This is a genomic window from Actinomycetospora termitidis, from assembly GCF_030286555.1.
Taxonomy (GTDB): domain Bacteria; phylum Actinomycetota; class Actinomycetes; order Mycobacteriales; family Pseudonocardiaceae; genus Actinomycetospora; species Actinomycetospora termitidis.
On record NZ_JASVWF010000006.1, the window covers coordinates 102,054 to 127,749 of the forward strand.

Annotated in this window: 17 protein-coding genes; 13 read left to right on the forward strand and 4 right to left on the reverse strand. The window is 70.0% G+C overall.

Features of this window, described 5'->3' with window-relative positions; translation table 11 throughout:
• Positions 1-173 precede the first annotated feature (173 nt).
• From QRT03_RS23535 to QRT03_RS23545, 3 genes are all read right to left on the reverse strand, one after another.
• Complete coding sequence (locus QRT03_RS23535; RefSeq protein ID WP_286055523.1) at positions 174-4,355, reverse strand: Ig-like domain-containing protein; 4,182 nt, start codon at positions 4,353-4,355, stop codon at positions 174-176.
• A 325-nt stretch (positions 4,356-4,680) separates the two neighbouring features.
• The gene (locus QRT03_RS23540; RefSeq protein WP_286055524.1) at positions 4,681-5,448 is read right to left on the reverse strand and encodes a hypothetical protein; all 768 of its coding nucleotides are present in this window, start codon (positions 5,446-5,448) and stop codon (positions 4,681-4,683) included.
• Positions 5,449-5,534: 86 nt separating this feature from the next.
• A complete protein-coding gene (locus tag QRT03_RS23545) occupies positions 5,535-6,443 on the reverse strand; it encodes a glycosyltransferase (RefSeq protein ID WP_286055525.1) in 909 nt (302 codons plus the stop codon).
• A 319-nt stretch (positions 6,444-6,762) separates the two neighbouring features.
• Here QRT03_RS23545 and QRT03_RS23550 point away from each other — a divergent pair, with 319 nt between their 5' ends.
• The 4 genes from QRT03_RS23550 to QRT03_RS23565 are packed head-to-tail and all read left to right on the forward strand — an operon-like array spanning position 6,763 to position 11,907.
• Positions 6,763-7,599 (forward strand): WecB/TagA/CpsF family glycosyltransferase, encoded by an 837-nt coding sequence (locus QRT03_RS23550; protein ID WP_286055526.1) that lies wholly within the window; start codon positions 6,763-6,765, stop codon positions 7,597-7,599.
• On the forward strand, positions 7,596-9,653 hold the full coding sequence (locus tag QRT03_RS23555; protein ID WP_286055527.1) for a polysaccharide biosynthesis tyrosine autokinase: 2,058 nt from the start codon (positions 7,596-7,598) through the stop codon (positions 9,651-9,653). Before QRT03_RS23550 ends, QRT03_RS23555 begins: the two co-directional genes overlap by 4 nt.
• Complete coding sequence (locus tag QRT03_RS23560; protein ID WP_286055528.1) at positions 9,650-10,657, forward strand: glycosyltransferase family 4 protein; 1,008 nt, start codon at positions 9,650-9,652, stop codon at positions 10,655-10,657. The genes QRT03_RS23555 and QRT03_RS23560 overlap by 4 nt, the downstream gene beginning before the upstream one ends.
• Positions 10,657-11,907 (forward strand): lipopolysaccharide biosynthesis protein, encoded by a 1,251-nt coding sequence (locus QRT03_RS23565; RefSeq protein ID WP_286055529.1) that lies wholly within the window; start codon positions 10,657-10,659, stop codon positions 11,905-11,907. The genes QRT03_RS23560 and QRT03_RS23565 overlap by 1 nt, the downstream gene beginning before the upstream one ends.
• A 5-nt stretch (positions 11,908-11,912) precedes the next feature.
• Here the strand turns inward: QRT03_RS23565 and QRT03_RS23570 are convergent, their stop codons facing one another.
• Complete coding sequence (locus QRT03_RS23570) at positions 11,913-13,259, reverse strand: right-handed parallel beta-helix repeat-containing protein (protein WP_286055530.1); 1,347 nt, start codon at positions 13,257-13,259, stop codon at positions 11,913-11,915.
• Positions 13,260-13,360: 101 nt separating this feature from the next.
• Here QRT03_RS23570 and QRT03_RS23575 point away from each other — a divergent pair, with 101 nt between their 5' ends.
• From QRT03_RS23575 to QRT03_RS32215, 9 genes are all read left to right on the forward strand, one after another.
• A complete protein-coding gene (locus tag QRT03_RS23575; protein ID WP_286055531.1) occupies positions 13,361-14,743 on the forward strand; it encodes a hypothetical protein in 1,383 nt (460 codons plus the stop codon).
• 412 nt (positions 14,744-15,155) lie between these two features.
• The gene (locus QRT03_RS23580) at positions 15,156-16,571 is read left to right on the forward strand and encodes a S8 family serine peptidase (protein ID WP_286055533.1); all 1,416 of its coding nucleotides are present in this window, start codon (positions 15,156-15,158) and stop codon (positions 16,569-16,571) included.
• Between the two features lie 37 nt (positions 16,572-16,608).
• Positions 16,609-17,325: a hypothetical protein gene (locus tag QRT03_RS23585; protein ID WP_286055534.1), complete on the forward strand. Its 717-nt coding sequence runs from the start codon at positions 16,609-16,611 to the stop codon at positions 17,323-17,325.
• Positions 17,326-17,908: 583 nt separating this feature from the next.
• Positions 17,909-19,405 (forward strand): sugar transferase, encoded by a 1,497-nt coding sequence (locus tag QRT03_RS23590; protein WP_286055535.1) that lies wholly within the window; start codon positions 17,909-17,911, stop codon positions 19,403-19,405.
• A 64-nt stretch (positions 19,406-19,469) separates the two neighbouring features.
• On the forward strand, positions 19,470-20,765 hold the full coding sequence (locus QRT03_RS23595; protein ID WP_286055536.1) for a glycosyltransferase: 1,296 nt from the start codon (positions 19,470-19,472) through the stop codon (positions 20,763-20,765).
• Complete coding sequence (locus QRT03_RS23600) at positions 20,762-21,385, forward strand: LbetaH domain-containing protein (protein ID WP_286055537.1); 624 nt, start codon at positions 20,762-20,764, stop codon at positions 21,383-21,385. The genes QRT03_RS23595 and QRT03_RS23600 overlap by 4 nt, the downstream gene beginning before the upstream one ends.
• 40 nt (positions 21,386-21,425) lie before the next feature.
• A complete protein-coding gene (locus QRT03_RS23605; protein WP_286055538.1) occupies positions 21,426-22,385 on the forward strand; it encodes a GDP-L-fucose synthase family protein in 960 nt (319 codons plus the stop codon).
• Entirely contained in the window at positions 22,382-23,365 is a 984-nt protein-coding gene (gene gmd / locus QRT03_RS23610) for a GDP-mannose 4,6-dehydratase (protein ID WP_286055539.1), read from the forward strand. Before QRT03_RS23605 ends, gmd begins: the two co-directional genes overlap by 4 nt.
• A 1,050-nt stretch (positions 23,366-24,415) precedes the next feature.
• Positions 24,416-25,666, forward strand: coding sequence for a lipopolysaccharide biosynthesis protein (locus QRT03_RS32215; protein WP_425604897.1), 1,251 nt, complete (start codon positions 24,416-24,418; stop codon positions 25,664-25,666).
• Positions 25,667-25,696: the final 30 nt, after the last annotated feature.

Below are 25,696 nucleotides of genomic sequence, written 5' to 3' on the forward strand. Positions count from 1 at the left end.
GTTGCTTAATCGGTCATGTACTGGCCAAGCCCGGACACTCAAGGATTCAGCTGAGCTACAGTTGATTGTTCTTCCTGATATGGGGCGCGTGCAGACTCGCCTATTACGTCGACCTGCCCGGTCGCGCCAGCGGTCGGTTTGTCGGTTCGGTGCCGACGTCCCGGCATGTCGGCTCAGGAGATGACGAGGACAGGGTCCGGAGCGGTGTAGATCGCCGAGACCGTGTCCGAGTCGATGTTCACCACGTAGGCCTGCGACCCGTCCGGGGTCAGAACCAACCTTCCCGGCGTCGTACCCACCGGCACCGTGGCGATCACGGTGTTGGTGGTCGTGTCGAAGACCGTGACGGTTCCTGCTCCGCCGTTGTTGACATAGGCGAGCCGGCCGTCGGGGCTGAGCGTGATCGTGGGCGGAGCAGAGGTACGGGGGGTCCCGGTCGGGATCGTGGCGATGACGGACTTCGACGTCGTGTTGTAGACGGTGACGACACCCGTTTGTGAGTTGGCGATGTACAGACGTCGGCCGTCTGCGCTCAACTGCAGGTCCCCGGCCCCGAGCCCGACATCGACGAGAGCGCTCGCGACAGTCCCCGTCGTGGTGTCGACGACGAGGACCTGCCCCGTGTTGTTGTTCGCGATGTAGACCCGCGTGCCGTCCGGGCTGATCGCCATGTCCCGCATCGCCCCGCCGCCGATCGGGATGGTCTGGAGCAGGGAGTTGGTGCTCGTGTCGAACACCAGGACGTTGTAGCCGTTGGTGATGGTGGTGACGTAGAGCCGGCGTCCGTCGGGACTCGTGAGCATCCCGGTCACGACCTGACCGACGGGAGGCGTTGCGATCACGGTCCCCGTCGTCGTGTCGATCACCGTCAGCGTGTTGCCTCCGATGTGCTGGAGATAGAGGCGGCTGCCATCGGGACTCAGGACCATCTGTGCGGCATTCGGGGCCACCGCGACAGAGGTCACCGTGTTGGTGGCCGTGTCGATGATCGACAGCACTCCGCCCTGATCGATGACGTAGGCGTGCGCGCCATCCGGGCTGAGCTTGATCGCTCGCGGATACTGGCCGACGGCGAGCGTGGTGATGACGGTGCCGGTCGCGGTGTCGATGACGGAGACGTTGTTGGTGCGGGAGTTGCTGATCACGTAGGCACGGCTGCCGTCCGAACTCATGGCGACATCGAGCGGATAGTCACCGACCGGGATGGTGGTCAGGACGGTGTTCGACGGCGGGACGGAGGGCGACACGGTGACGGTGACGGTGATCGGAGTGGTGCCCCCGTGCCCGTCCGACGCGGTGATCGTGAACGTGTCGGTCACGGGACCGGCCGCCCTGGCAGCCGTCAGCCGCGCCGAGCCGGTCGGTGTGTAGACGTAGGCGCCCGTCGCGTCCACGGTGACCGTGCCCTTCGTGGGCGCCGTGGTCGTCGCGAAGGTCAGGGTGTCGCCGTCCGCATCGACCGCGCCCAGACCGCCGGAGACGGCGCCTGTCGTCGCATCGGGCGCTCCGGGGCTCGACGACCCTGCGGACGGTGCGGCATTCGCAGGAGTGATCGGCACGCTGACGGTGACAGCCACGGTGCCACCGTGACCGTCGGAGGTCGTCACGGTGAACGTGTCGATCCTGGTCGTGGCAGAGGCGCCGGTAGCCGCAGCGGCGTGACGTGCGGCAGCGCTGGGCGTGTAGGCGTACTGCCCGGTGCTCGGGTCGACGACGACGGTCCCGCCCTTGGCAGTCGTGCTCGGAGCGGAGTAGGTCAGGACGTCGCCGTCGGCGTCGGCGACCCCGATGGAACCGGTGACCACACCCGAGACCGTGTCCGTGGTGGCTGCCGGCGGGGCGGCCGGGCGGGTGGGCAGCGCGTTGACGGGGGCCACGGGCACTGTCACCACGATGGGCACGGCGCCACCGTGACCGTCGGAGACGATCACGGTGAAGCTGTCCTGCCGGTCTGCAGCGGTCGCGCCCTCCGAGGCCGCGGCGTGCCGGGCCGCCGCGCTGGGCGTGTACACGTAGCGACCGGTGCTCGCGTCGACCGTGACGGTGCCGCCCTTGGCCGTGGTGCCGCTCGGGCCGATGTAGGTCACGGTGTCGCCGTCGGAGTCGGACCCGGGCGTGAACCCGCCGCTGACGGCTCCGGTGCTCGCGTTCGGAACGCCGACCGTCACGCTGCCGACGGCGGGTGCCGTGTTGGAGCCCGAGATGTCGACGGTGACGTTCACGCTGGTGACGCCGCCGTGGCCGTCGGCCACGGTGATCGTGAAGTTGTCGGTCTTGTCGGCGGCGGACGCGCCGTCGCGTGCAGCGTCGTGGCGTGCCTGAGCGCTCGGTGTGTAGGTCCAGTTCCCGCTGGTGGGGTCGACCCTGACGGTGCCGCCCTTCCCCGTGCGTCCGCTCGGCCCGGCGTAGGCCAGGGTGTCGCTCTCCGCGTCGTCGACCCGGACCTGGCCGGACACGGCGCCCGAGGTCGGGTCCGTGGACGTGACCGAGCTGCCGCTCGTCGAAGGCGTGGTGTTCGTCGGTGTGATCGGAACGCTCACCGTGACCGGCACGGTGCCACCGTGGGCGTCGGTGACGACGATCGTGAACGTGTCCTCCTTGTCCGCTGCGGTGGCGCCGTCCCGAGCCGCGTCGTGGCGTGCCTGGGCGCTCGGTGTGTAGGTCCAGGAGCCGGTGGTCGGATCGACCGCGACGGTGCCGCCCTTGAACGTGGTGGACGTCGGCCCGGAATAGCTCAGCGTGTCCCCGTCGGCGTCACTGACGGCGAGGGGCGCGCCGGTGACCACCCCGGTCTCCTCGTCCTCCTGGAACGACGGGCCCGGGGTCAGGGACACGGGCGCCGCATTGACCGGCACGACGGGCACGGTCACCGTGACCGGCACGGTGCCGCCCCTGCCGTCGGAGACGACGACGGTGAAGGTGTCGGTCGCGTCGGCGGCGGAGGCCCCGTCGCGGGCGGCCGCGTGACGTGCCTGGGGGCTGGGTGTGTAGGTGTAGCGCCCGGTGGTCGGGTCCACGATGACCGTCCCGCCCTTGGCCGTCGGCCCGCTCGGGCCGACGAAGGTCAGGGGGTCTCCCTCGGCGTCGCTGACGCCGAGACCCCCCGTGACCACGCCCGACGACCCGTCCACCGTGGACGGGGCGGGGGTGACGGGCGGTGCCGACGGGGCGGTGTTGGCCGGCGTGATGCTGATCGGGACGGTCACGGTCGTGGTGTGGGCGCCGAAGAGCCGCTGGGCGAGGGCTGGGTTGGAACGCGCGAGCACCTGCTGGGCCAGGCCGGTGAAGCGCCCGAGGCCGGGCGCCGAGGGATTGTTGTCGCGGATGGTGATGGTGAACGTGTCGGTGCCGCCGGTCCTCGCCCAGACCGGGTCGGGCACGTACGTGTAGGTCCCCGTGGAGGGATCGACGGTGACGTGGCCGTGGCTGGGCGCGCGGGTGACGGTGTACGTCAGTCGGTCGCCGTCGGGGTCGGTGGCGTGGAGTTCGCCGGTGACCAGGCCCGTCGTGGTCGGCGGGAGCTGGACCGGGTCGGCCACGGGGCTGCGGTTGAACAGGGAGTTCTCGCCGCGGCGGAACAACGCCCACTGGGCGATGAGCAACGCGCTGGTCGGGGCGGCCGGCGCCAGCGGGCCGGGGCCTCCACGTGGTGCAGCGGGGACGATCCCCACCAGCGCGAGCGCGAAGCGGGTCAGCGGGTTCTCGGTCACCGGGCGGGTGACTCGAGAGGTCGACGTGGCGTCGAGGCTGGAAGCCGCTGTCGTGGCAGCGGTGCCCTCGGCTGCGGGGGTCGTGGCGGCGGAGCCCACGGAGCCGATCTCGCCGACCCGCGCGGTGGCCGGTGCAGGCCGCGCCACCGGCGGGTCGGTCACGGCAGGAGCCGTGGTCGTCGGCTCGGCATCGTCGTGCCGGCCGGTCGGGGGCGGGGACACCGACGTCGTGGGGCCTGCGGCTCCCACGGTGGCGGGCTCACCGGCGGGTGCGACGGGGTCGTGCTCCGCGGGAGAAGCCGAGCGCTCGGGCTCGGCCTCGGAGGCCGCGCCATCGTCGACGACGACGTCGTCGGAGGTTTGTTGCTCGTCGGTCGACCCGCCGCTGCCGCCGCCGCCGTCGGAGCCACCGGTGCCGCCGCCGGTCGACTCCGTCGTGGTTGCCGCACTCCGACCATCACCAGTGGTCGCCTCGTGGGCCTCGGACTCGCTCGGCGTCCCCCCGGGCGCAGACGCGGAGTCGTCCGTCTCCTCCGCTGGTGAGGTGGTCACTGCGACCGTGTGCACCACCATCCCGACGGCCTGGTCGCCCGGCGTGCCGGGGGTGCCCTGCAGAAGGACCCCCGCACCGATCGCTGCAGCCAAGGTCGTCTGCGCCGCACGGGAGGCGAGCGCGGATCTTCCGGCTCGCCGCGCTTTCGCGATTCGAGCGGCCTTCCGCGCCTTCGCGGCCTCTGTGGTCCTCGCGGTGTTCCTGGTCTTGACGGGCTTCTTCACGACTCGTCCCCCCGAGTGCGGCTTGTCCTGCTTGCCATCCCCATCGACACGATCTGTGGAGATGTTGCGGGAATGACTAGGCCGATCAGGTGAAACGGAGAAGAACAAACCACGACGAATACACGCGGAGCATCACGCGTTGCTGTGCGTAGGGATCTTCACGCCTCGTCCGAAGAAATGAGGATCTTTCCCGTCAGACCGGCGCGGGCTCGCCGACCCAGTCGCAGCGCAGCAGCATCCGCGGAGTGACCAGCGCGGACGGGAGGTTCTGCGGCCAATTGTCGCGAGCGGTCGGCAGTAGATCGTCCATCCGGTGACCGGTGGTCCTCAGCCACCCCCACACCGATCGCAGGGCACCGGCGAAGAAATCCGGGTCGTACCGGGTCACCGCCGCGACCAGGCTCGCCATCGTCCGGCCCCGCTCGTCCGGTTCCCACTGCTCGATCACCTCGCCACCGAGCGATGCGGCGTGCACGAGGATGTCCCGAGGCGCGCCCGAAGGAGATGGAGGCGCGAGGTGGGCGGTGGGCACCGGCCGCCCGTAGGCCTCGACGATCATTTCCGCGGCGGTGAACGCGGGCCGGTCGGAACCGTGGCGCCAGGACTCCGCAGCGGCGAACGCGGTTCCGAGCAGAATGGATCTCGCGTCGTCGTCGAACTCCGCCTCCGGTCGGCAGGCGTCGACGGCCACGGTGCTCTGCAACAACTTCGGGAAGGAGAACCCGGAGTGATCCACCCACGCCAGGCACCGCTCGAGGGCGAGCTTCTTCTCGTCCTCCTCGAGCAGGACCGCCGCACGGAACAGCGGTCGCTCGGTCACGTCGTCGAACCGATCGAGGCGCACGCCGCCGCCCTCGCCGGCCCGGAGGAGCCCGGACCCGGTCCGGCAGCTGACGAACGAGTCGTCGCCGACGTCGATCCCGACCTGGGTGTACTCGCCCCGGTCGTATCGCCTGATCATGTCGCCGATCGGGCTACCCGACGGTGAGCTGAGGATCAGGTCGCCCACGGCCATATCTGTGCTCCTCGGTGGATGAGCGGACGTGCTCAGCTCATGTCGGGCGGACCCACCCACAGACCGCGGACGTAGGCCTCGTGCCAGCGGGCCTTCGCCGGGCGTCGCAGGGCGCGGTAGGCGAGTGCGCGGGAACCGGCCCCGGCCGAGAGGATGAGCCGGATCGCCAGGGTCTCGAGCCGGGAGTGGTGCCGCCCGACGTCGCGCATCATCGACGAGCCGCGCAGCTGCGACATGCGGGCGGGCGCGTCGCCCGATCCGCCGGAGCCGTGGGGGACGAGCAGGTCGGTGCGCAGCCGTTGGCCCAGACCGGCCGAGCGGATGCGCCGGGAGAGGTCGACGTCCTCGTTGTAGACGAAGAAGCCCTCGTCGAACGCGCCGAGCTCGAAGAACAGGGAGCGGTCCAGGGCGCACACGGAGGCACTGACCCAGTCGACGTCGGCCTCGGAGCCCGGCTCGGGCCGCGCCCAGAGCCCGGTCCGCGGCAGTAGGTAGTGCAGGCCGCTCGCGTGCGACAGCGCCCGCCACCAGGTCGGCTCCCAGCCGGCGGTGCCCAGCTCGACCCGTCCGTCGCGCCCGATCGCCATGGGGAGGGCCTGCACGCACGCGCTGTCCGCGCGGATTTCGGCAGCCAGCTCGTCCAGCAGTTCGGGCGTGGGGCGGCTGTCGGGTCCGACCAGCATGACGACGTCGCGGGTCGTCTCGCGCAGACCGAGGTTCGCGCCCACGGCGAAGCCCCGACCGGGGCCGTCCATCACACGGACGGACGGACGGTCGGCCACCCGCTCGGCGAGACCGTCCGCACCCTGACAATTGTCGACCACGATGATCGGGAACTGTGGCCCGAGTTCGTCGATCAGTTCCTCGACGAGCGCCGCACTGCGGTAGGCCACCACGACCGTCTCGTAGTCCCGCACTCCCGGGCTCGCTGAAACGGACATCTCTCGCTCCTCCACATGATCCGAGCGCGGACGGTTTCTCCACGTTCGAGACAAGCAACCATCGCGGTGTGTGAGCGTCCACCACTCCGGAGAACCGGTCAAGATCGGTTTTCACGCGATCGTGGACGAAAGATCGCAACGGTGCGTAGCCTGTCATTTCCGCGCGCGCGAGAGCGGATCGCAACAGAGATCTTTGTCCGGGGGGACACCGATGACTATCGAGGGACGTTCGCGTCCACCAGCCGCGAACGCCGGGAGATTCGTCCGGAGGCGACGTGTTCCGGCCGCCATTCCGAGCGCCCGCGAATCGACCGAGTCCGTGCCGAGCCTGGCCGAGGGCCGGTCGTGCCGGCTGCTCGACCTGTCCCTGCAGGTCTTCTCCACCCCCGAGATCGCCGCCCGGCGGCTGGTGGCCGCCCGTCGACCCGACCGTGGCGTCGCGGCTTTCACCTGCAACGTCGACCACGTGATGCTGACCCGCTCCGACCGGACCTTCCGCGAGGCCTACGGGCGCGCGGACGTGGTGACGATGGACGGAGCCCCGGTCGCGTTGCTCTCGCGGTGGACGGGTGCCGCCGGAGCCGTGCGCGTGACGGGGGTCGACATCGTGGAGGCCCTGGGCGGCGTCGGAGCCGAACAGGGGCTGCGGCTCGGCATCGTCGGCGGAGTGCCCGGCCGGGCGCAGCGGGCCGGACTCGCGTTGCAGTCCGCCAACCCTGGCCTGCCCGACGTCCTCGCGCGGACGCCGTCCGCAGGCTTCGAGATCGGTGGCGACGAGGACGAGGCCCTCGTCCGCGACCTCGCCGCGCAGGGCCTCGACGTCGTGGTCGTGTGCCTCGGCGCCCCCAAGCAGGAACTGTGGATCGACCGGCACCGCGACGAGATTCCCGGCGCCGTGCTGATCGGGGCCGGCGCCACCGTCGACTACCTCGCCGGGGCCATCCGTCGTGCCCCCGCGGCCTTCCAGAAGACGGGCACCGAGGCCTTCTGGCGCCTGAGCACCGAGTTCCCGCGCCTCTGGCGGCGGTACCTCGTCCGCGACAGCGCCTTCATCCTGCTGTTCGCCGCCGTCCTCGCCCGGCACCACGCCCGGTTCGGGACACCCCTGCCGACCCCACGCCGTCCGCACGACGAGAACACCGAGGCCGCCCCGTGACCATCGACGACTTCCTCCGTATCGTCCGCGACCGCTGGGTCGCGGTCGTGGCGGGCCTGCTCGTCGGAGCCCTCGCCGGCCTGGCGTTCGGCCTGCTCAGCCCGTCGTACTACACCGCGACGACCACGCTGTACGTGTACTCGCCGAGCGGGGACTCCACCGACGCCGCCTATCAGGGCAGCCTGGTCTCCCAGCAGCGCGTCTCCTCCTACGCGGAGCTGGTCACCAGCGAGGAGGTGACCGACGACGTCATCGCGAAGCTCGGTCTGACCGAGACGTCCCCCGAGCTCGCGAAGCAGCTCTCGGCGAGCAGCTCGAGCGAGTCGGTGCTCATCGACCTGTCCGCCACCGACGGCGACTCGCAGCGCGCGGCCCTCCTCGCGAACACCGTGGCCACCTCGTTCATCGCGGTGGTGAACGACCTCGAGAAGCCCTCGGCGCCGGGGGCCCAGCAGCAGGTGTTCGTCCGCCAGGTCCGCCCCGCACGCGCACCGGTCGAGGCCGGCAACCCGTCGGTCGTCGTGACGACGGCGGTGGGCGGTGTCCTCGGGCTCGCGCTCGGGGTGGTCGCCGCCGTCCTGATCAGCGCCCTCGACAAGTCGGTGCGCTCGGTCGGGCAGCTCCGACGCGTCAGCGGTGTCCCGACCCTCGGCGCCGTCCCGATGGACCCGACCGCGCTCGAGGGCTCGGTCGCCGACTCGCTCGCGAGCGGGTCGGCCTACTCGGAGGCGCTGCGCTCGTTGCGCACCAATCTCGACTTCGTCGACGTCGACCACGACTCGTCGCTGCTCGTCGTCACGAGTCCGTTCGAAGGGGAGGGAAAGACGACGACGGTCGTGGGCCTCGCCGTGGCCCTCGCCTCGGCGGGCAAGCGCGTGATCATCGTCGACGCGGACCTGCGCCGTCCCCAGCTGGCGAGCCGCCTGGGCTTCGACGAGTCGGTCGGCCTCTCGAGCGTCCTGGCGGGCAAGGTGCCGCTCGACCACGCCCTCCAGCCATGGGGCCCGGGGCTCACGCAGGTCCTGGCGAGCGGTGTCGTCCCGCCGAACCCGAGTGAGCTGCTCGCGAGCCGCCAGGCCGTGGAACTGTTCCGCGCCCTCCGCGAGCGGGCCGACGTGGTCCTCGTGGACACACCGCCCGTCCTCCCGGTCACCGACGCCGCGACCGTCGCCCGGCACGCCGACGCGACCCTGCTCCTCTGTCGGATCGGGCGCACGCGCATTGCGCAGGTCGAGTCCGCCCTGACCTCGCTGCGCTCGGTGTCGGCCAACGTGGTCGGAACGGTCGCCACCATGGTCCCGACGACGGGTGACTCGTCGTACGTCGGCCGCTCGGCCTACCACAAGGGCACGGCCACGACGTCGGTGGCGGCCCCGCAACCGATGCCGACACGGAGCCCGCAGCAGAACGGGGCGCCCCACCAGAACGGAGCACCGCAGAACGGCCGCGCGCTCCCGGCGTTCCCGCAGACCGGTCCGCAGCCCGCGCCGCCCGGGCCCCGTCCGTCGCCGGGGCCGCGCGCGACGCCGGCTCCGCGGCCACGGCAGCAGGCGCCGTCGGTTCCCGCGGGCATGGACCCGGACGTCGACGACCCCACCCCGACGGTGACGGTCGTGCCCGTGCAGCCCCGCGCCGGCGGCGAGGCGTCCACGACGTCCTCGAGCACGTCGACCGACACGGTCGAGGTGTCCCGCGACGACCGGGCGACCGTGGTCCACACCCGGCCCGAGCCCGACGCGAGCTCCGACGAGGCGGACAGCAGGGCGGTCGACACGAAGGCAACTGACACCAAGGCGGTCGACACGAAGGCGGTCGACACGAAGGCGGTCGACACGAAGGCGCAGGCCGAGACCGCCGACCCCGAGGCCGAGGACGAGGAGTCCGCCGACCCGCAGGAGGGCCAGGACGACACCGAGGTGAGGGCCGGGACCGCCGGCGACGAGACCCACAAGAGCGACGAGACCGACAAGAGCGACGAGGACGACGAGACCGACGCCGAGTCGGACCTCGACGCCCCCACCCGCACCCTCACCACGGAGAAGGCGTCGACGTGACCCGTGTGCTGGTCGACGCCCGGTCGGCGGGCGCCGCACGGCTGACCGGATGGGAGCGCTACGCCCGCGGGGTGGCGTCGCTGCTCGCCCCGGTCCCGGAGGTGCAGCTGCGCGTCACCGATCCCGGAGGGCTGGTGCGCCGGATCGTCGACGATCACGTCGTCCTGCCCGTGGCGGCGAGCAAGGTCGGAGTCGTCCACCACCTGACGTTCCCGCCTGCGGTGGTGCGCGGGCCCACGGTGATGACGCTGCATGACCTCGTCTGGTGGACCCATCCGGAAACGGCCAGCTTCGGCGGGCGGCACTACTACACGCGGCTGGCGGAGCGGGCGCTGCAGCACCCCGACGTCTCGGTCGCGACCGTGTCCCACACGGTCGCCCACGAGATCACCGAACGGTTCGGCACGCCCGCGCACGTGGTGCACCCGTTCGTCGTGCCGCACCTGGTCGCTCCCGCGCAGCGCCGGCGCCCGTACGTCCTGGCCGTCGGGAGCATCGAGCCGAGGAAGAACCTCGCCCGCCTGGTCAGCGCCTACGAACGTTCGCACCTGCGCGAGCACACCGACCTCGTCCTCGCGGGACGACGGGCCTGGGGGCACCTGCCTCCCGGCGTCGAACTGGTCGAGGCTCCCGACGACGACGACCTGTGGGCACTGCTCCGCGGCGCCTCGGCTCTCGTCCTGCCCACGCTGTACGAGGGGTTCGGCATGCCGGTGATCGAGGCGCAGTCGGTGGGCGTGCCGGTGATCTGCTCCGACCTGCCGGTCCTGCGGGAGGTCTCCGGCGGGCACGCGCGCTTCGTCGACCCGTACGACGTCGACGACATCGCCGCGGCCCTCGCCCGCGTCCCGCACGAGGGGACCGCCTCCGACGTCGCGACCATGCTCGGGATCGACCTGGGCGCGGCCGACCACAACAGCACCTTCTACGGCCCGGCCACCACCGCCGAGCAGCTCGAGAAGCTCTACCGTGCCCACGGCGTCGACATCCGCGTGAGCGGGTGATGGCGCTCCACCCGTTGGTACGGCGGATCGGTGGGTTCGCCGCCGTCCCGTTCGTCGGGGCGATCACCCCGCTGCTGCTCCTGCCCGTGATCGCGCGGGTCACGAGCGTGGAGGGCTGGGCTGCGGTCGCGCTCGGCCAGTCGGTCGGGGCGGTCGCGATGATCGTCGTGACGTTCGGCTGGAACCTGTCCGGCCCGTCGCGCACCGCGCAGGCGGACGACGACGGTCGGAGGGCGCTCTACCGCGAGGCGCTCGCGAGCCGACTGGCCGCGTTCGTCGTGGTGCTGCCGGTCGAGGCCGTCGTCGCGGCATTTCTCGCGCCCGAGGGCTTCCGGACGGTGGCCGTGCTGATGGCGCTCGCGGTGTCGGCGACCGGCCTGTCGCCGGCCTGGTACGCGATCGGCTCGGGGCAGGCGCGGACGCTGCTGATCTACGATGCGCTGCCCCGCGTGGCCGCCGCGGTCGTCGGGGCACCGCTGCTGGTGCTCGGGGCGCCGCTCGTGACCTACCCGATCCTGCTGCTCGCGGCGTCGCTCGGGACGACCGCGGTGCACGCCCGGAAGACGCTCGGACCTCCGTCCGTGCCGGGGGCACGGCGCGCGATGCGCACGGTCGCCGACCGGGCCACCCTGCGCATCCTCGTGCCCGACGCCGCGTCCGAGATCGCCTCGGGCTCATACTCGGCGGGCGCGGTGGCGCTGGTCGGGCTGGGCACGGGGGTCCGCGAGCTCGCGGTCTTCGCCGCCGGCGACCGGTTGTTCCGCCTGTCGCTCTACGCGATCTCGAGCCTGTGCAACGCGTTGCAGGGCTGGGTCGCCGAGCCGGTCGACCGCGCCACCTCGCGGCACCGCTTCCGCACCTCGCTCACCCTGCACTCGACCGTCGGAGTCGTCGGCGCCCTCCTGATCGTGGGCGCCGGGCCGTGGGCGAGCGGTGTGGTGTTCGGGGCGGACCTCGCCGTCGACCTCCCGACGGCGGCCGGCTTCGCGGTGGCCTTCCTGATGATCTCGCTGGAGACCTCCGTCGGGCGCCACTACCTCATCCCGCGGGGTTACCGCCGGACCTACCTCGCGGCCGTGACGTCAGCCGTGGTGGTCGGCGTCCCGGCGCTCGTCGGGTTCGCCCACCTCGCGGGCGCGCCGGGCGGGGCGTGGGCCGTCGCCGCCGCGGAGGGCACGATCTGCCTCGTCGTCCTCGCCGCGGCGATCACCGTCGCCCGCCGGGCCCTGGAGCTGGAGCCGGCCCGATGAACCGCCTACGGCAGCGACGTGTCGGCCTCGCCGACCGCCGACCCGGCCGCGGGGGGCACGACCTGACTGGTCGGCGCCAAGGTCGTCGAGCCGGGGCTGCGGAACAGATACCGCCGCACACCCCGCACGGTGCCGCACTCCAGCGTCGACTCCGTCAGCGCGGCGGGCACGTAGTAGACGGAGTCGACGCCGTTGATCTGGGGCGCGCGCACCGTGATCCGCTCCATCGTCGTGTCGTTGCCCGCGTAGTTGAGCCAGAACGCCGTCGTCCAGTTCCCGAGCGTCGCGTTCAGCACCGCGAGATCGTTGACCGCGCCGGCCAGGAACGCCGTCCCGCGCGTGGCCTGGCCGTCGACGGGGGAGAGGGTCGGGCGATCGACCGTGACGCCGCTGCTGTCGGTGTAGAACCCGGATCGCGTCGCGTTGCCGACCACGGTGCAGCGGGTGAAGGTGCTGGACACCTCGGTGCCCGAGGGCTGGGTCTGCGGCACCACCGCGTAGGCGTCGATGGTGGGGCCGGTGGTGGTGACGGTGCAGTTCTCCACCCGCACGCCGGTGCAGTCGCGCAGCAGGATGCCCGGATTCTTCGCGGCCTCCACGCGGTTGCCCCGCACCAGGGTGTTCACCGTGTGGATTCCGGACTCGATGCCGGTGTCGCCCACGTCGGTGATGACGTTGTCGAGGATCTGGTGGTCGCGCACGAAGGCGCGTGTCGGGGTGGAGCCCGACGACGCCGTCACGAAGATGGCGTTCTGCTCGTCGGTGCCGGCGAGGGTGTTGCCGCGGATCAGGGACGCGTCCCCGCCCGCATTCCCGACGATCACGCCGTTGTCACGACAGTTCGTGATGCGGCACGACTCGATCCGCGCCCGGGGATATCCGTAGACCGCGATGCCGTTCGAGGCGCTGTTCGACAGGTCCAGCCCGGTGATGGTCACGTCGGCGGCGGCGACGCGGATGACGTCCGAGCGCTCGCCGGCCGCGGTCCGGTTCCCGTCGACCGCCCCGCCCGGGAAGCCGCGCACGGTCGCGCCGTTGCCCCGCAGCGTGAGGAGCACGCCGCGGGCGTTCGGCTGCCGCACGATCGTGCCGCGGACGTCGAGGTCCACGCCCGCCGGGACGACCACACCCGCCGTCAGGAAGGTCTGACCGGCGGGGATCTCGACCGTGCCGCCGCCGGAGCGGGCGGTGCGGTCGATGAGGTCCTGCAGGTCGGAGCGGACGGCCACCCCGGCGAGGTTGCGCGAGGGGTAGACCGGCCGTGGGGCGGCGGGCAGGGCCGCACCGCACGACGGCAGGGCCGCCGCGAGCGCCGCCAGGGCCAGCAGCCGACGGCGGGAGAGGCTGTTCATCGCGACCTCCGGACGTGGCGCGGGGACGCACCACGTATGGACCCGCCCCCCGCGAGTGATCGCATCATGCACCATCGGGTGACATCGAGGGAGTCGAACCCGTGACCATTGCGGTACTGACCGTCGTCGGGCTGGTGCTCGCGGGCGGGTGGGTGGCCCTGTGCTGGCGGGCGGCGCACCTCGCCCTGCTGGTGATCCTCGTGGTGCTCATCGTCGGCAGCCACGTCCTCGCGCTCCTGCACACCCTGGGGATCGAGTCGGGTCCGCTGCGGGCGGCACTGGCGGTCAAGGACGTCCTCGCCTGGTCGATGCTGCTCCTGCTGGTGCTCCGCGCGGTCGTGACGCGGACGCGGATCGCGCCGGCGCTGCTCGTGATCGCCGCGCTGGCCGCGATCGTCGGCTTCCTCGTCTTCGGCACCTCGCCCGCGCCGCTCGGCGTGCGCCTGGAGTCGATCCGCGGGGCACTGGTCCCGTTCGTCTCGCTCGGGTGCGCGGCCTTCCTGACGACGGGTGAGCGGCGGCGGGCGGCGATCGGCTTCGTCGCGGTCACCGTGCCGGCGGCGGTCTACGCGCTGGTGGAGATGACGTTGCCGTCGTCCTACCTGCTCGGGGTCATCGGCGTCGGGCGGTTCTGGGTCGACGTCAAGGGCGTCCCGCTCTTCCTCGACCCGGCGACGGGACTGCCCGGCAACTTCTTCGTGACGTCGGGTTTCCCGCGGTTGACCGGCACGTTCGGGGACCCGCTCTCGGCAGGGACCATCATCGCCGCGGCTCTGGTCGTGGCGCTCGTCTACCGGGAGCGGCTGCGGGCACCGAACCTCTGCGCGGTGATCCTCACGGTGGCGCTGCTGCTCACGTTCACCCGCGGCGGGTGGATCGTCGCGGCCTTCGGGGTGGCGGCCCTGCTCGTGGTGCGGCTGGGTGTCGCCCGCGCTGCGGTGGTGGGCACGGCCGGGGCGGTCGTCGCGGGGGTCGTCGCCCTCGTGGTCACGCCGATCCGCACCTATCTCGAGGGCATCCTCGCCGGGCGGGACTCGTCGACCCTCGCCCACCAGGAGGCGCTCTCGGCCGCCGGACGGCTCCGGTTCACGCTGTGGGGACAGGGCTGGGGGACCGGGGGCACGGTCGCGCAGAACAGCTTCGCCGAGGCGGTCACCGCGGAGAGCACCTACGTCGCGCTGCTGACGCAGATCGGCTATGTCGGGACGCTGTTGCTCGCGCTGATCGTGGTCGCGCTCGTGGTGTCCGGGCTGCGGCACTCCCCGGTCGCGCCGGTCGGGGCGGCGATGCTCGTCGCGCTCGCGATCGGCGGGATCGTCAGCGAGAACATGCTGACCTTCACCGGGGCGTTCCCCGTGTTCGTCGGCGCGCTGCTGCTGACCGGGGCGCCGACGGCCGGGCCGGCCGATGACGGCTCGGTGGCGGTATCCGCTGCTCTGGCACCTCCGGCTCCGGACACGCCTCGGGCTCCGGTGCCGGCCTGACCGCGTCCGGCGCCCGCCGCGGCGCCGGGATCACGGGCCCGCGCATCGCCTCGAGCGCCTGCTCGTCGAGGGTGCCGTGGCGTGCCATCGCCACCCACGGCGCGGCCGCCCACGCGAGCCCCGCCACCACTGCCGCTCCGAGAACGAATTTCACAGTGCCCCCCAGTTCCCGTGCATCGTAAGGGTGAACGGGGGCGGCTGTTCTCACAATTGCGTGACCATCGGCGACCGGCACGCGCTGATTTCCGGCAAGCATCATGCTGTTCCGGACGCGGATCAATCCGTGGTAGAGGATCTCGGTCGTCCTGACCATTCCGCGAAGCCGTCAAGATCTGCGTAACAATGTCGTTGTTCCACTCGTTCAGCCCTCGACGACACCAACGGGTGACGCGAAGGGTTCCGGGGGGAATGAGTGGATCTACGTCCGACGGTCGGTGTCGGCTCGGGTCGGTGGGCGGTCGTCGTCGCGATGATGGCCGCGGCCGCGCTCCTGGTCGGTCTCGCCGGAACGAGCTCGGGGGCGCCGGCTCCGACGAAGCGCTACATCGTGGTGCTCAAGGAGACGGTGGCCGATCCCGCCGCGACCGCGGGCGCCCAGGCGCGGCCGACCCGATCCGTCGTCCGGAACGTGTTCGCCACCGCGGTGAAGGGCTACACGGCGGACATCCCCGCCGACTCCGTGGCGACGGTGGCCGGTGATCCGGCCACGCAGTTCGTCACCGAGGACCGCCCGATCAAGCGGCCCCGGGAACGCGCCCCGAAGCAGGCTCCTCCGACGGAGCCGTGCAACGGGAACTCCGTCCCGGGCTACTTCCGGTCCTGCTGGGCCCTGCGCGTCGGGGCGGATCGGTCGTCCGCGCGCTCCGGGGACGGTCAGGGCACGGTCAACGTGCGCACGGCGGTCGTCGACGACGGCATCGACCCGAACCACCCCGAGCTGAACGTCGTCGGCGGGACGGACTGCCTGAGCGGCACTGCCACAGGATCGCAGGTGGTCCGCGGCTCGCACGGCACCAACGTGAGCGGCGTCCTCGCGGCTCGCGACGACGAGTTCGGCGTCGTCGGGATCGCGCCCGGAGCCCCGCTGCTCGGGGTCAGCGTCTTCCCGGAGTCGGGGGACTCGGACACATCGACGATCCTCTGCGCGCTCGACTGGATCACCCGCACCCGGCTCGACCGCGACCGGGGCAACGACATCGAGATCGCCAACCTCAGCCTCGGTGACCCCGAGCTGCTCGACACCCCCGCCTGCGGCATCCGCGACCGCGACGCCCTCCACCTCGCGGTGTGCAAGGCGGTGGCCAGCGGAGTCCTGATCGTGGCGTCGGCCGGGAACGAGACGACCGGACTCCGTGCCCCCGGCACCTATCCCGAGGTGCTGACCGCGTCCGCCATCGGGGACTACGACGGCAGGCCGGGTGCCTTCGACGCGAGGGCCGACTGCTTCGGGTTCCCGTACCACGACATCTTCGGCGACAACGACGATGCGGCCGCCTACTTCAGCAACTTCGGGACGCGTCCGGTCGACCGCCTCCACACGGTCGCCGCGCCGGGGGCGTGCATCGTCACGACCAGGCCCGGGACGAACGCCGTCCTCGACATCGTCGACGGGACGAGCTTCTCGGCGCCGATCGTGTCCGGAACCGCGGCGGTGTGCCTGAGCAGCGGGAAGTGCCGCCGTGGCAACCCGCTCGGCACGCTCGCCCGCCTCGTCACCGACGCGAACGCCTACACCCTCGTCGACCGCCGTTACGGCTTCGCGGGCGACCCGGTGCGGCCTGTCCCCGGGCGCTACTACGGCCCGCTCGTCAACGTTGCCCGCTTCTGAGCACCGCTCCACCCTCGCCCCCGAGAGGACCCGCACCGTGAGCAAGTTCCTCGCCGTCGGCCTGGCCGTCGCGGCTCTCCTGCTCGGCGCCGTCGCCGTGATCAGTACGCCGAGCACGCCTTCCCGTCCGGTCGTGGAGCAGGACGTCGCCCTCACCGCAGCCAATCCGGCCCGGGCGCAGTGCGAGGGTCGCGAGATCCCGCGTCGGATCAACGACGTCGTCCGGAGCGGTCGCTACCGGGGACAGGCTCTCGCGACGGCGATCCGGCAGGCGATCGCCGACGCCCGGGCCGACTGCGCGCGCCGGTTCCCCGACAGCACGACGCCGCGCCCGACCACCACGACGCCACGGCCGACCACCACGACGCCACGGCCGACCACGACCACCACGACCCCGCCGGTGAACACCTGCCCGTCCGGGACAGCCGAGATCACGAACGGGACGATCGAGTTCCTGCAGTGCGGGACAGGCATCAGTTCCGGGGACTTCACCGCCAACGTCACAGCGCGATTCGGTCAGACCTTCGGCGATATCACGCTCTACTGCCCGGCCGGCAAGGTGATCATCCCGGACGGAGCGGGCTTCGACACCTCGGGCGGCGCGGGCCCCTACACCGGCACGGACGGGCAGCCGGAGGGCACGGGCCTCGTACGCAACGGGGAGGGCTACCGGGTGCACGCGAAGTCGTACGACCCCGAGCGGGACAACACCCTCAGGGTGAGCATCGAGTGCCGGCCGAAGGCGGCCGCGTAGCCAGTTTCCGAACCGGCCGCAGACGCGACATCTCATCGGGCGTCAGGTCACACCTGGGATGGTGGGCGTCCGGCATCGACGGGAGCGCGCTCGGCTCCTGGTCCTCGCTGATGAGTGAGTAGCGCTTGCGGCCTCCTTCGATGCTCCGTAGCGCCATGACACCCAGGGAGTGCGGCTCGACGTAGGCACGGCCCGTGCTGCTGTGGGTGTCGCCCGCGTGTGGCTCCGGGAACGCCGTGACCTCGTCGTGCTCTGACGCGCCGTGACATCGATCTTCGAGTAACTCGTTCGGCCGTACGGCCCTGCCGAGATCGGCGTTCGGACACTCCGGGTAGCAACCGTTGCCGCTGTGACGGCCACCGACGAGTGAACTGGGTCGCAGTAGCGTCAGCCTCGTACGGCGTGTCGGGCGGACACGCCGCAACGCCGGTTTGGACCCGGTAACGGAGTGATCCCTGGATCTCGATGTCGCAATCGAGAGCGCACCAACGGATGACGGCGGGGTGCTGCAGGCAAACGGGGGAGACCTCGAGGGCCTGCAGGTCACGAACTGGCCGTCCGTGACTATGGGGGGTCACCAGACGTGAGCACGGACATCGGGTTCGCAGGGAGCCGGCAGCACGCCGACATCCCGGCGCCGCGGTCCCCGCAGGGCGCGTCGGTTGGGGGACCGGCGCCCACCCGCCCCTGGCGCGCGGTGCTCCTGCGCGCGGTGGTCGCTTCCGACCTCGGCATCGTTCTCGGCGTCGCCGCTGTCGCCACCGTCCTCGGTATCGCCACCCGCTCCTGGGACCTCGACGCCGCTGCCCTGTCGAGCTGCATCGGTGCAGGAATCGCTCTGACGCTGATGGCCGCGATGCGCTGCTGGGACCCGCAGGTGATCGGCCAGGGCGCCGAGGAGTTCAACCGCCTCGTCCGCGCCTTCGTCGGGGCCTCGCTGGTCCTGGCGTTCATCGGCTACATGGCCAAGGCGAACGACCTGCGGCCTTGGGTCATCGGTGTCCTGCCGGTCACCGGGCTCGCGATTCTCGGCGGCCGCTACCTCATCCGCCGCGTGCTGCACACCGCACGCCGCGAGGACCTCTGCATGTCCTCGGTCCTGGTGATCGGCACCGAGCAGGGCATCACCGATCTGGTGACCCGGACCCTGCGGGTCCCGCACCACGGCTGGACCGTCGTTGCCGCCTGCACCTCCACCGGCGAGGCCTCCGACGGCTCCACCTCCGTGGCCGGCGTCCCGGTGGTCGGCGACCTCGACGGCGTCGCCCGCCAGGTCGCCGAGCTCGGCATCGACGTGGTCGCCGTGGCCCCGACCCCCGGCTGGACCCCGAAGCGGCTCCAGGCCCTGGCCTGGAAGCTCGAGGGCACCGGCGCCGACCTGGTCGTCGACCCGGGCCTCATGGAGATCGGCGGACCTCGCCTGCACGTCGCCCCGGTCGACGGCCTCCCGATGCTCCGCCTCACCGAGCCCCGCTTCGACGGCGTGACCCGCGCGGTCAAGGCCGGCATCGACCGCCTTGGCGCCGCCGCGCTGCTCCTCGTCCTCGCCCCGGTCTTCCTGACGATCGCTGTGCTCATCAAGCGCGACGGCGGTCCGGTCTTCTACCGCCAGGAGCGCGTCGGCCTCAATGGCGAGCACTTCCGGATGGTGAAGTTCCGCTCGATGGTCGTGAATGCGGATCATATGGTCGCGAAGCTTTCCGCCGACAACGAGGCAGCGGGCCCGCTCTTCAAGATGAAGCGCGACCCGCGCGTCACCGCCATCGGCTCGACGCTCCGCCGCCTCTCGCTCGACGAGCTCCCGCAGCTGTTCAACGTGCTCGGTGGCTCGATGTCCCTGGTCGGGCCCCGCCCGCCGCTCGCCCGCGAGGTCGCCGAGTACGCGACCGACGCCCGGCGCAAGCTCCTGGTCCGCCCCGGAATGACCGGCCTCTGGCAGGTCAGCGGGCGCTCGGACCTCACCTGGGACGAGTCGGTGCGACTCGACCTGCGCTACGTCGAGAACTGGTCGCCGGCCCTCGATATGAACATTCTCTGGAAGACCGTCGGAGCCGTCACTCGCGGCCGCGGCGCGTACTGACTCGCAATTCTTTAACGCACACACCAATTCTTCGGGGGAGACACCTGTGTCCGAATCGCTGCGAGTGACCATCCTCGGGCTCAACTACGCGCCCGAGCCCACCGGGATCGCGCCCTACACGACCGGCATGGCGCACTTCTTGGCCGACGCCGGCCACGACGTCCACGTGGTGACCGGGCTGCCGCACTACCCGCACTGGAAGGTCGCCGACGGCTACCGCGGCGGCTCGCAGGAGATGGACGGGAACGTCCGTGTCACCCGCGTCTCGCACCCGGTCCCGGCGGTGCCGACCGGCAAGGCCCGCATCGCTATGGAGGCCGCGTTCGCCGCGCGCGCCTGCCGCGCCGTCGGCACCGCCCCCGACGTACTGCTCGCCGTCAGCCCGGCGCTGCTCACCGTGGGTGCCGCGCTTCGCTGGAAGTCCAGCCGCACCGCGGTGGGCGTGATCAGCCAGGACCTGTACAGCCGTGCGATCGCCGAGACCGGTGCCATGGGTGGCCGAGGAGCGAAGAGCGCCGAGAGCCTCGAGCGCAATCTCTTCCGGCGCGCCGACGGCGTCGTCGCCATCCACGAGAGCTTCCGCCGCTCGCTGGTCCGCCTCGGCGTCGACGAGCGGCGTGTCACGACCATCCGCAACTGGACCCACCTCAAGGGTGCCTCGGGTGACCCGCAGGCCCTGCGCCGCGAGCTCGGGTGGCGCGACGACGAGATCATTGCCCTGCACGCCGGCAACATGGGTGCCAAGCAGGGCCTGGAGAACGTCATCAATGCCGCCCGTGCCGCCGAGCAGCTCGGCCTCCCGGTGCGCTTCGTGCTCTTGGGCACCGGGAATCAGCGCGCGACGCTCGAGCACCTCGGTCGCGGCATCTCCACGTTGCAGTTCATCGACCCCCTTCCCTCGGACAAATTCGAGAGGGCGATGGCTGCAGCCGACGTCCTGGTGCTGAACGAGAAGCCCGGCGTTGAGGAGATGTGCGTCCCCTCGAAGCTCACCTCCTACTTCGCCTCCGGTCGGCCCGTCGTCGCCGCGACGAGCCCGAAGAGCGCGGCCACGTCCGAGGTGCAGGTCTCAGGCGGCGGGGTCTGCGTGCCCCCGGGTGACGAGCGGGAGCTCCTCGAGGCCGTGCTGCGGCTCGGCGCGGACCAGGAGGAAGGGCTCGCCCTCGGCTTCCGTGGTCAGCTGTTCGCCCGCGACGCGTTGGCGGAGGACGCGGCACGGAGTTCGTACCTCGGGTGGGTCGACCACCTGGCCGAGCGAGTGGTCGGGCCGCGCATCCCGGCTCCTCGCCGCGCCGCCTTCCGCCGCGTGGCCCGCACCGCCCCCATCTCCAACGACGTGCTTGCGGACGGTGTGCGATGACCTCACGACGACTGCAAGACTTCACCGGAGCCGGCTACGACAAGGGCCGGTCCACCGCCTGGCAGATGACCTGGTGGATCGTCTCGCACATCGTCTTCCAGGCGTGGTGGTGCCCCGCCCGCCTCCGCCCCGCGATCCTCCGCGCGTTCGGCGCCCAGGTCGGGCCGGGCTGCAACATCCGCAACGGCGTCAAGATTCACTGGCCGTGGAAGCTCGAGATCGGCGACCACTGCTGGATCGGCGAGGAGGCGTGGCTCCTCAACCTCGAGCCCATCTACATCGGCGACCAGGTCTGCATCTCCCAGCAGGCCTTCCTCTGCACCGGCTCCCACCGGCGCCGTGACCCCAACTTCGAGTACGACAACGCGCCCATCATTGTCGGCGACGGTGCATGGATCGCCCTTCGCGCCATCGTGCTCCGAGGAGCAGCGGTCCCAGCGGACGGTCTCGTGCCGGCCGGCGCCGTCTTCCAGCGCGAGGTCGCAGCGAACATCACCCGTCCGAGGACCTCCGAGGAGTCGGAGAACCTGACCCGGGGTATCGACGCGCCAGACGTCGCACTACGTTGGGCCGGCGCGACGAGCAATGTTGCTGGTTCATCACGCGGGGGACGCTCTTAGGGGTGCGATGAGCACACAAAGTAAGGCACTGTCACGTGACGTGACCGTGCTGGTGGCCGGGTCGGGTGGCCTGGTGGGGTCGGCGGTGGTGCGGGCGCTGGGGGCGGCGGGGTTCTCCGATGTGGTGGGGGCGCGGTCGGCGCAGGTGGATCTGCGGGACGCGGACGCGGCGCGGGAGTTCGTGACGGCGACGGCGCCCGCGGTGGTGGTGGACGCGGCGGCCCGGGTGGGCGGGATCGCGGCGAACAACGCGCGGCCGGTGGAGTTCCTGCACGACAACCTGCGGATCCAGGCGAACCTGCTGGACGCGGCGCATGCGGCGGACGTGTCGCGGGTGTTGTTCCTGGGGTCGTCGTGCATCTATCCGAAGTTCGCCGAGCAGCCGATCCGGGAGGACTCGCTGCTGACAGGGCCGTTGGAGGCCACGAACGACGCGTACGCGATCGCGAAGATCGCGGGGATCATGGGTGTGCAGTCCTACCGTCGGGAGTACGACCGGCGGTGGATCTCGGCGATGCCGACGAACCTGTACGGGCCGGGGGACAACTTCGACCTGGAGTCCTCGCACGTGCTGCCGGCGTTGATCCGGAAGTTCCACGAGGCCCACGTCGCCGGTGATGCGACGGTGACGGTGTGGGGCACGGGGACGCCGCGGCGGGAGTTCCTGCACGTCGATGACCTGGCGGCGGCGTGTGTGCACCTGCTGGAGGCCTACGACGACCCGGCGCCGATCAACGTCGGCACGGGTGAGGACGTGACGATCGCGGAGCTGGCGTCGCTGGTGGCGGCGACCGTGGGGTTCTCCGGGGAGATCGTGTACGACACGTCGCGGCCGGACGGGACGCCGCGCAAGGTGCTGGACGTCTCGAAGATCGCCTCGACGGGGTGGAAGCCGCGGATCGGGCTGGCCGAGGGCCTCGCATCGACCTATCGCTGGTACTTGGACAATGTCGCCGGCGAGGGGGCCGGTGCTGAGCAGATGTCGGGGGTTGTGAAATGAAGCGCGCCATCATTACGGGGATCACCGGGCAGGACGGGTCGTACCTGACGGAGCTGTTGCTCTCGAAGGGTTACGAGGTGCACGGGATCATCCGGCGTTCCTCGACGTTCAACACCGGCCGCATCGAGCACCTGTACCAGGACCCGCACGACCCGGAGCAGCGTCTGGTGCTGCACTACGGCGACCTCACCGACTCCAGCCGTCTGGTGACGTTGATCGAGAAGGTCCGGCCCGACGAGGTGTACCACCTGGCGGCCCAGTCGCATGTGCGCGTGAGCTTCGACGAGCCGGAGTACACCGGCAACACCACCGGGGTGGGCACCACCCGGCTGCTCGAGGCCATCCGCATGGTCGGGATCGACACCCGCTACTACCAGGCGAGTTCGTCGGAGATGTTCGGTGCGACCCCGCCGCCGCAGAACGAGGACACCCCGTTCTACCCGCGCTCCCCCTATGGGGCGGCGAAGGTCTACGGCTACTGGATGGCCCGGAACTACCGTGAGGCGCACGGGATGTTCGCGGTGAACGGGATCCTGTTCAACCACGAGTCCCCGCGCCGTGGGGAGACGTTCGTGACCCGCAAGATCGCCCGCGCCGCGGCGGCGATCGCGCAGGGCAAGGAGCAGTTCGTCTACCTGGGGAACCTGGACGCGATCCGGGACTGGGGGTACGCCGCGGAGTACGTCGAGGGCATGTGGCGGATGCTGCAGGCCGACCAGGGTGACGACTACGTGCTGGCGACCGGGACCGCGACCACGGTGCGCGAGTGGGTCCAGTACTGCTTCGACCACGTCAACCTCGACTGGGAGAAGCACGTCCGGTTCGACGAGACCTACCTGCGCCCCACCGAGGTCGACGCCCTGATCGGCGACGCGTCCAAGGCCGAGAAGATCCTGGGCTGGAAGGCGCAGACCATGCCCGACGAGCTCGCCCGCATCATGGTCGAGGCGGAACTCGTCGACCGCATCGACAGTGTATGAATTCGCTCGCGGGTAAACGATTCAGTCTCACCGTACTCTACCCCGCTCTGGCCTGGTACTTCTTACATTATGGCTTCTTCCCAGGTTTCCGAACGCGTAGCTACTCAGCAGCCGGGTTCAATTCGATTTACGACGGGGGGATCTACCGTTACCGACTCGTCGGGGTCGCACTTGTGCGTGCTGTCGACGGTACGCTTGGCGCGGAGGCGAGGAAGTACTTAGGGGCACGTCCCGCTTGGATGTACACGCTAGCGCCACAGCTTGACTCCGGCCTCTACCTGTCAATGTTTGTTGTTGGTGCAGCGTCACTCCTAGTGACAGCCCAATGCCTTTACAAGCTCCTTCTGTCGGTACCGGGTGAGGAGCGGGAGTCTCTCTACTGCGTGCTTATCGCCGTTGTCGTCCTTACTTCGTACATCATTACTCCCTACGATCAACTAGCATATGCGATGCTTGTGCTTTCCGCATACCTATTCCTGAGCGCTGGACAGTACTCGACCTACGCGCTAGGCGCGGTGGTCGTTATAGGGACCCTGACTCGGGAGACTCAGGCGCTCTCGCTGGTCTTCGGTGTCGTCTCGCTCTTCCTGGTCGACCAGCAGCGGCAGGGTGCTCACCTGGTCAAGTTGGGCGTTGCGTTTGCGGCTTTCGTAGTTACATACCTGTCACTTCGCGCGAGTCTCGGCTGGCAGGCCGGAGTCGTCCAAGACGTCACGGCTGGGGACCAAGGTCTGTTTGCTAACGTCAGTCTGTTGTCAGCAGTTGTAATCGCAGTAATGGTTCAACGGCTAGCGAGCTCCCGGAACACCGGAAGCTTATGGGTCTGCGCGACCACGTATCTCTTGAGTACTCCGTATCTTGTAACGCTTGCTATTGGCGGTTCGTACCGAGAAGTCCGTCTAATCACGCCGCTTCTGCTTATACAGGCCATTCTCGTCCATCTTGCTGCTAGTAGACACTCGAACAGCGCCGCGGAGTGGTTGGCGGCTTGGCGGAGGAAATCCCCTACGAACCGAGGCGCGGAGAAGGGCCAAGCTGGTGCGGCAGATGATGCATCAGTCTGACTTTGCGCAAGAGGAACCCTCGCGTTTACGGGTCCTATTGCAACGAGTCGTGGGCATCGCGCTTTCTACAGTCGCGGCGCAAGCGTTGACGGGCTTAGTTTTTGTAGTGGCAGCCAGGAACCTAAGCCCGGGTGAGTTTGGAGTAACCGCCGTCCTCATCTCAATAGGCGCTATCTCGGCTGTTTTTCTTGACGGTGGCTTGAACCTCAGTCACGTCAAGGAAATTTCGGCTGGTGCCAGAAGCGTCGGGAAATCCCAAGACTTAAATAGGGCTAAGCGGCCCATGGTACTAGCCGCGGCGTGTGTCGAAGGATTCGTCCTCTTTCTGCTTCAGTTCCCGTGGCCTCTGATCCTTGTGTTTGTTCTGCAACTGTGGTTTCTTTGGGAGTCACAAAGCGCGAACGCTCTACTCCGAGCGAAGGAACTCTTTCGACGAAGCGCAGTTGGTCAAATCGCAGGCCGTCTCGCAGGCCTCGTGAGCACGCTGATATTCGGATCACTTCTGTTTAGAGCAGAGTACCTACTCGTCGCACTCGCCATTGGCTATCTAACCGAAGCGATCTTGGATCGCGTACTATTACCTCGCGACTGCAAGAAGACAAAGGTCGAACCTACTTCGCTAAGAGCACTTGCGTCTACCCATAGAGCTTCACTTTCGTACGGTATGACATCCTTATCCGCGTCAACCCAGCAATTAGACACCCCCATGGTCGCGGCGGGCGCAGGTGCTGTTGAAGCTGGAGTCTACGCCGCGGCCGGACGTTTGATCGGACCGCTAAACTTTGCGGGTGCGGCATTGGCGATGGTCGCACTACCTTGGCTTTCTCGAGAGCAGTCTGACGAAGACCGTCGACACCTTGAAGAACGTAGAGTGGTGCGGCTTGCGGTCTTCCTTGCGCTGTTACCGCTCGCCGCTGGCGCTGTGGGGTACCTCGCTCTGCCATACATATTAGGAGCGGAATACGCGGGGTCAGGCGCGACTTTCTCGGTCCTTGCATGCGGCGCCGCCGTCTCGACGCTAAATCAAGCTCCCGCTACGGCTCTCCAAGCTCGCGGCCGCCAGAGAGTTGTTGCGTTCTCCGTCGCAATCGGACTATCTGTGGGGGTTTTGGGGACTCTTGCCTTCGCCTATTTAGGTGGGGCAGTTCTCGCCGCCTTTGCTCTTTTGGTAAGTCAGACGTTGATTCTTTTCGCGCTTGCCCTTCAGCTTCGTGCATCCCGAGCAAGGGAGCGATAAGTTGACTCAACGAGACACGGTGACCAGGAA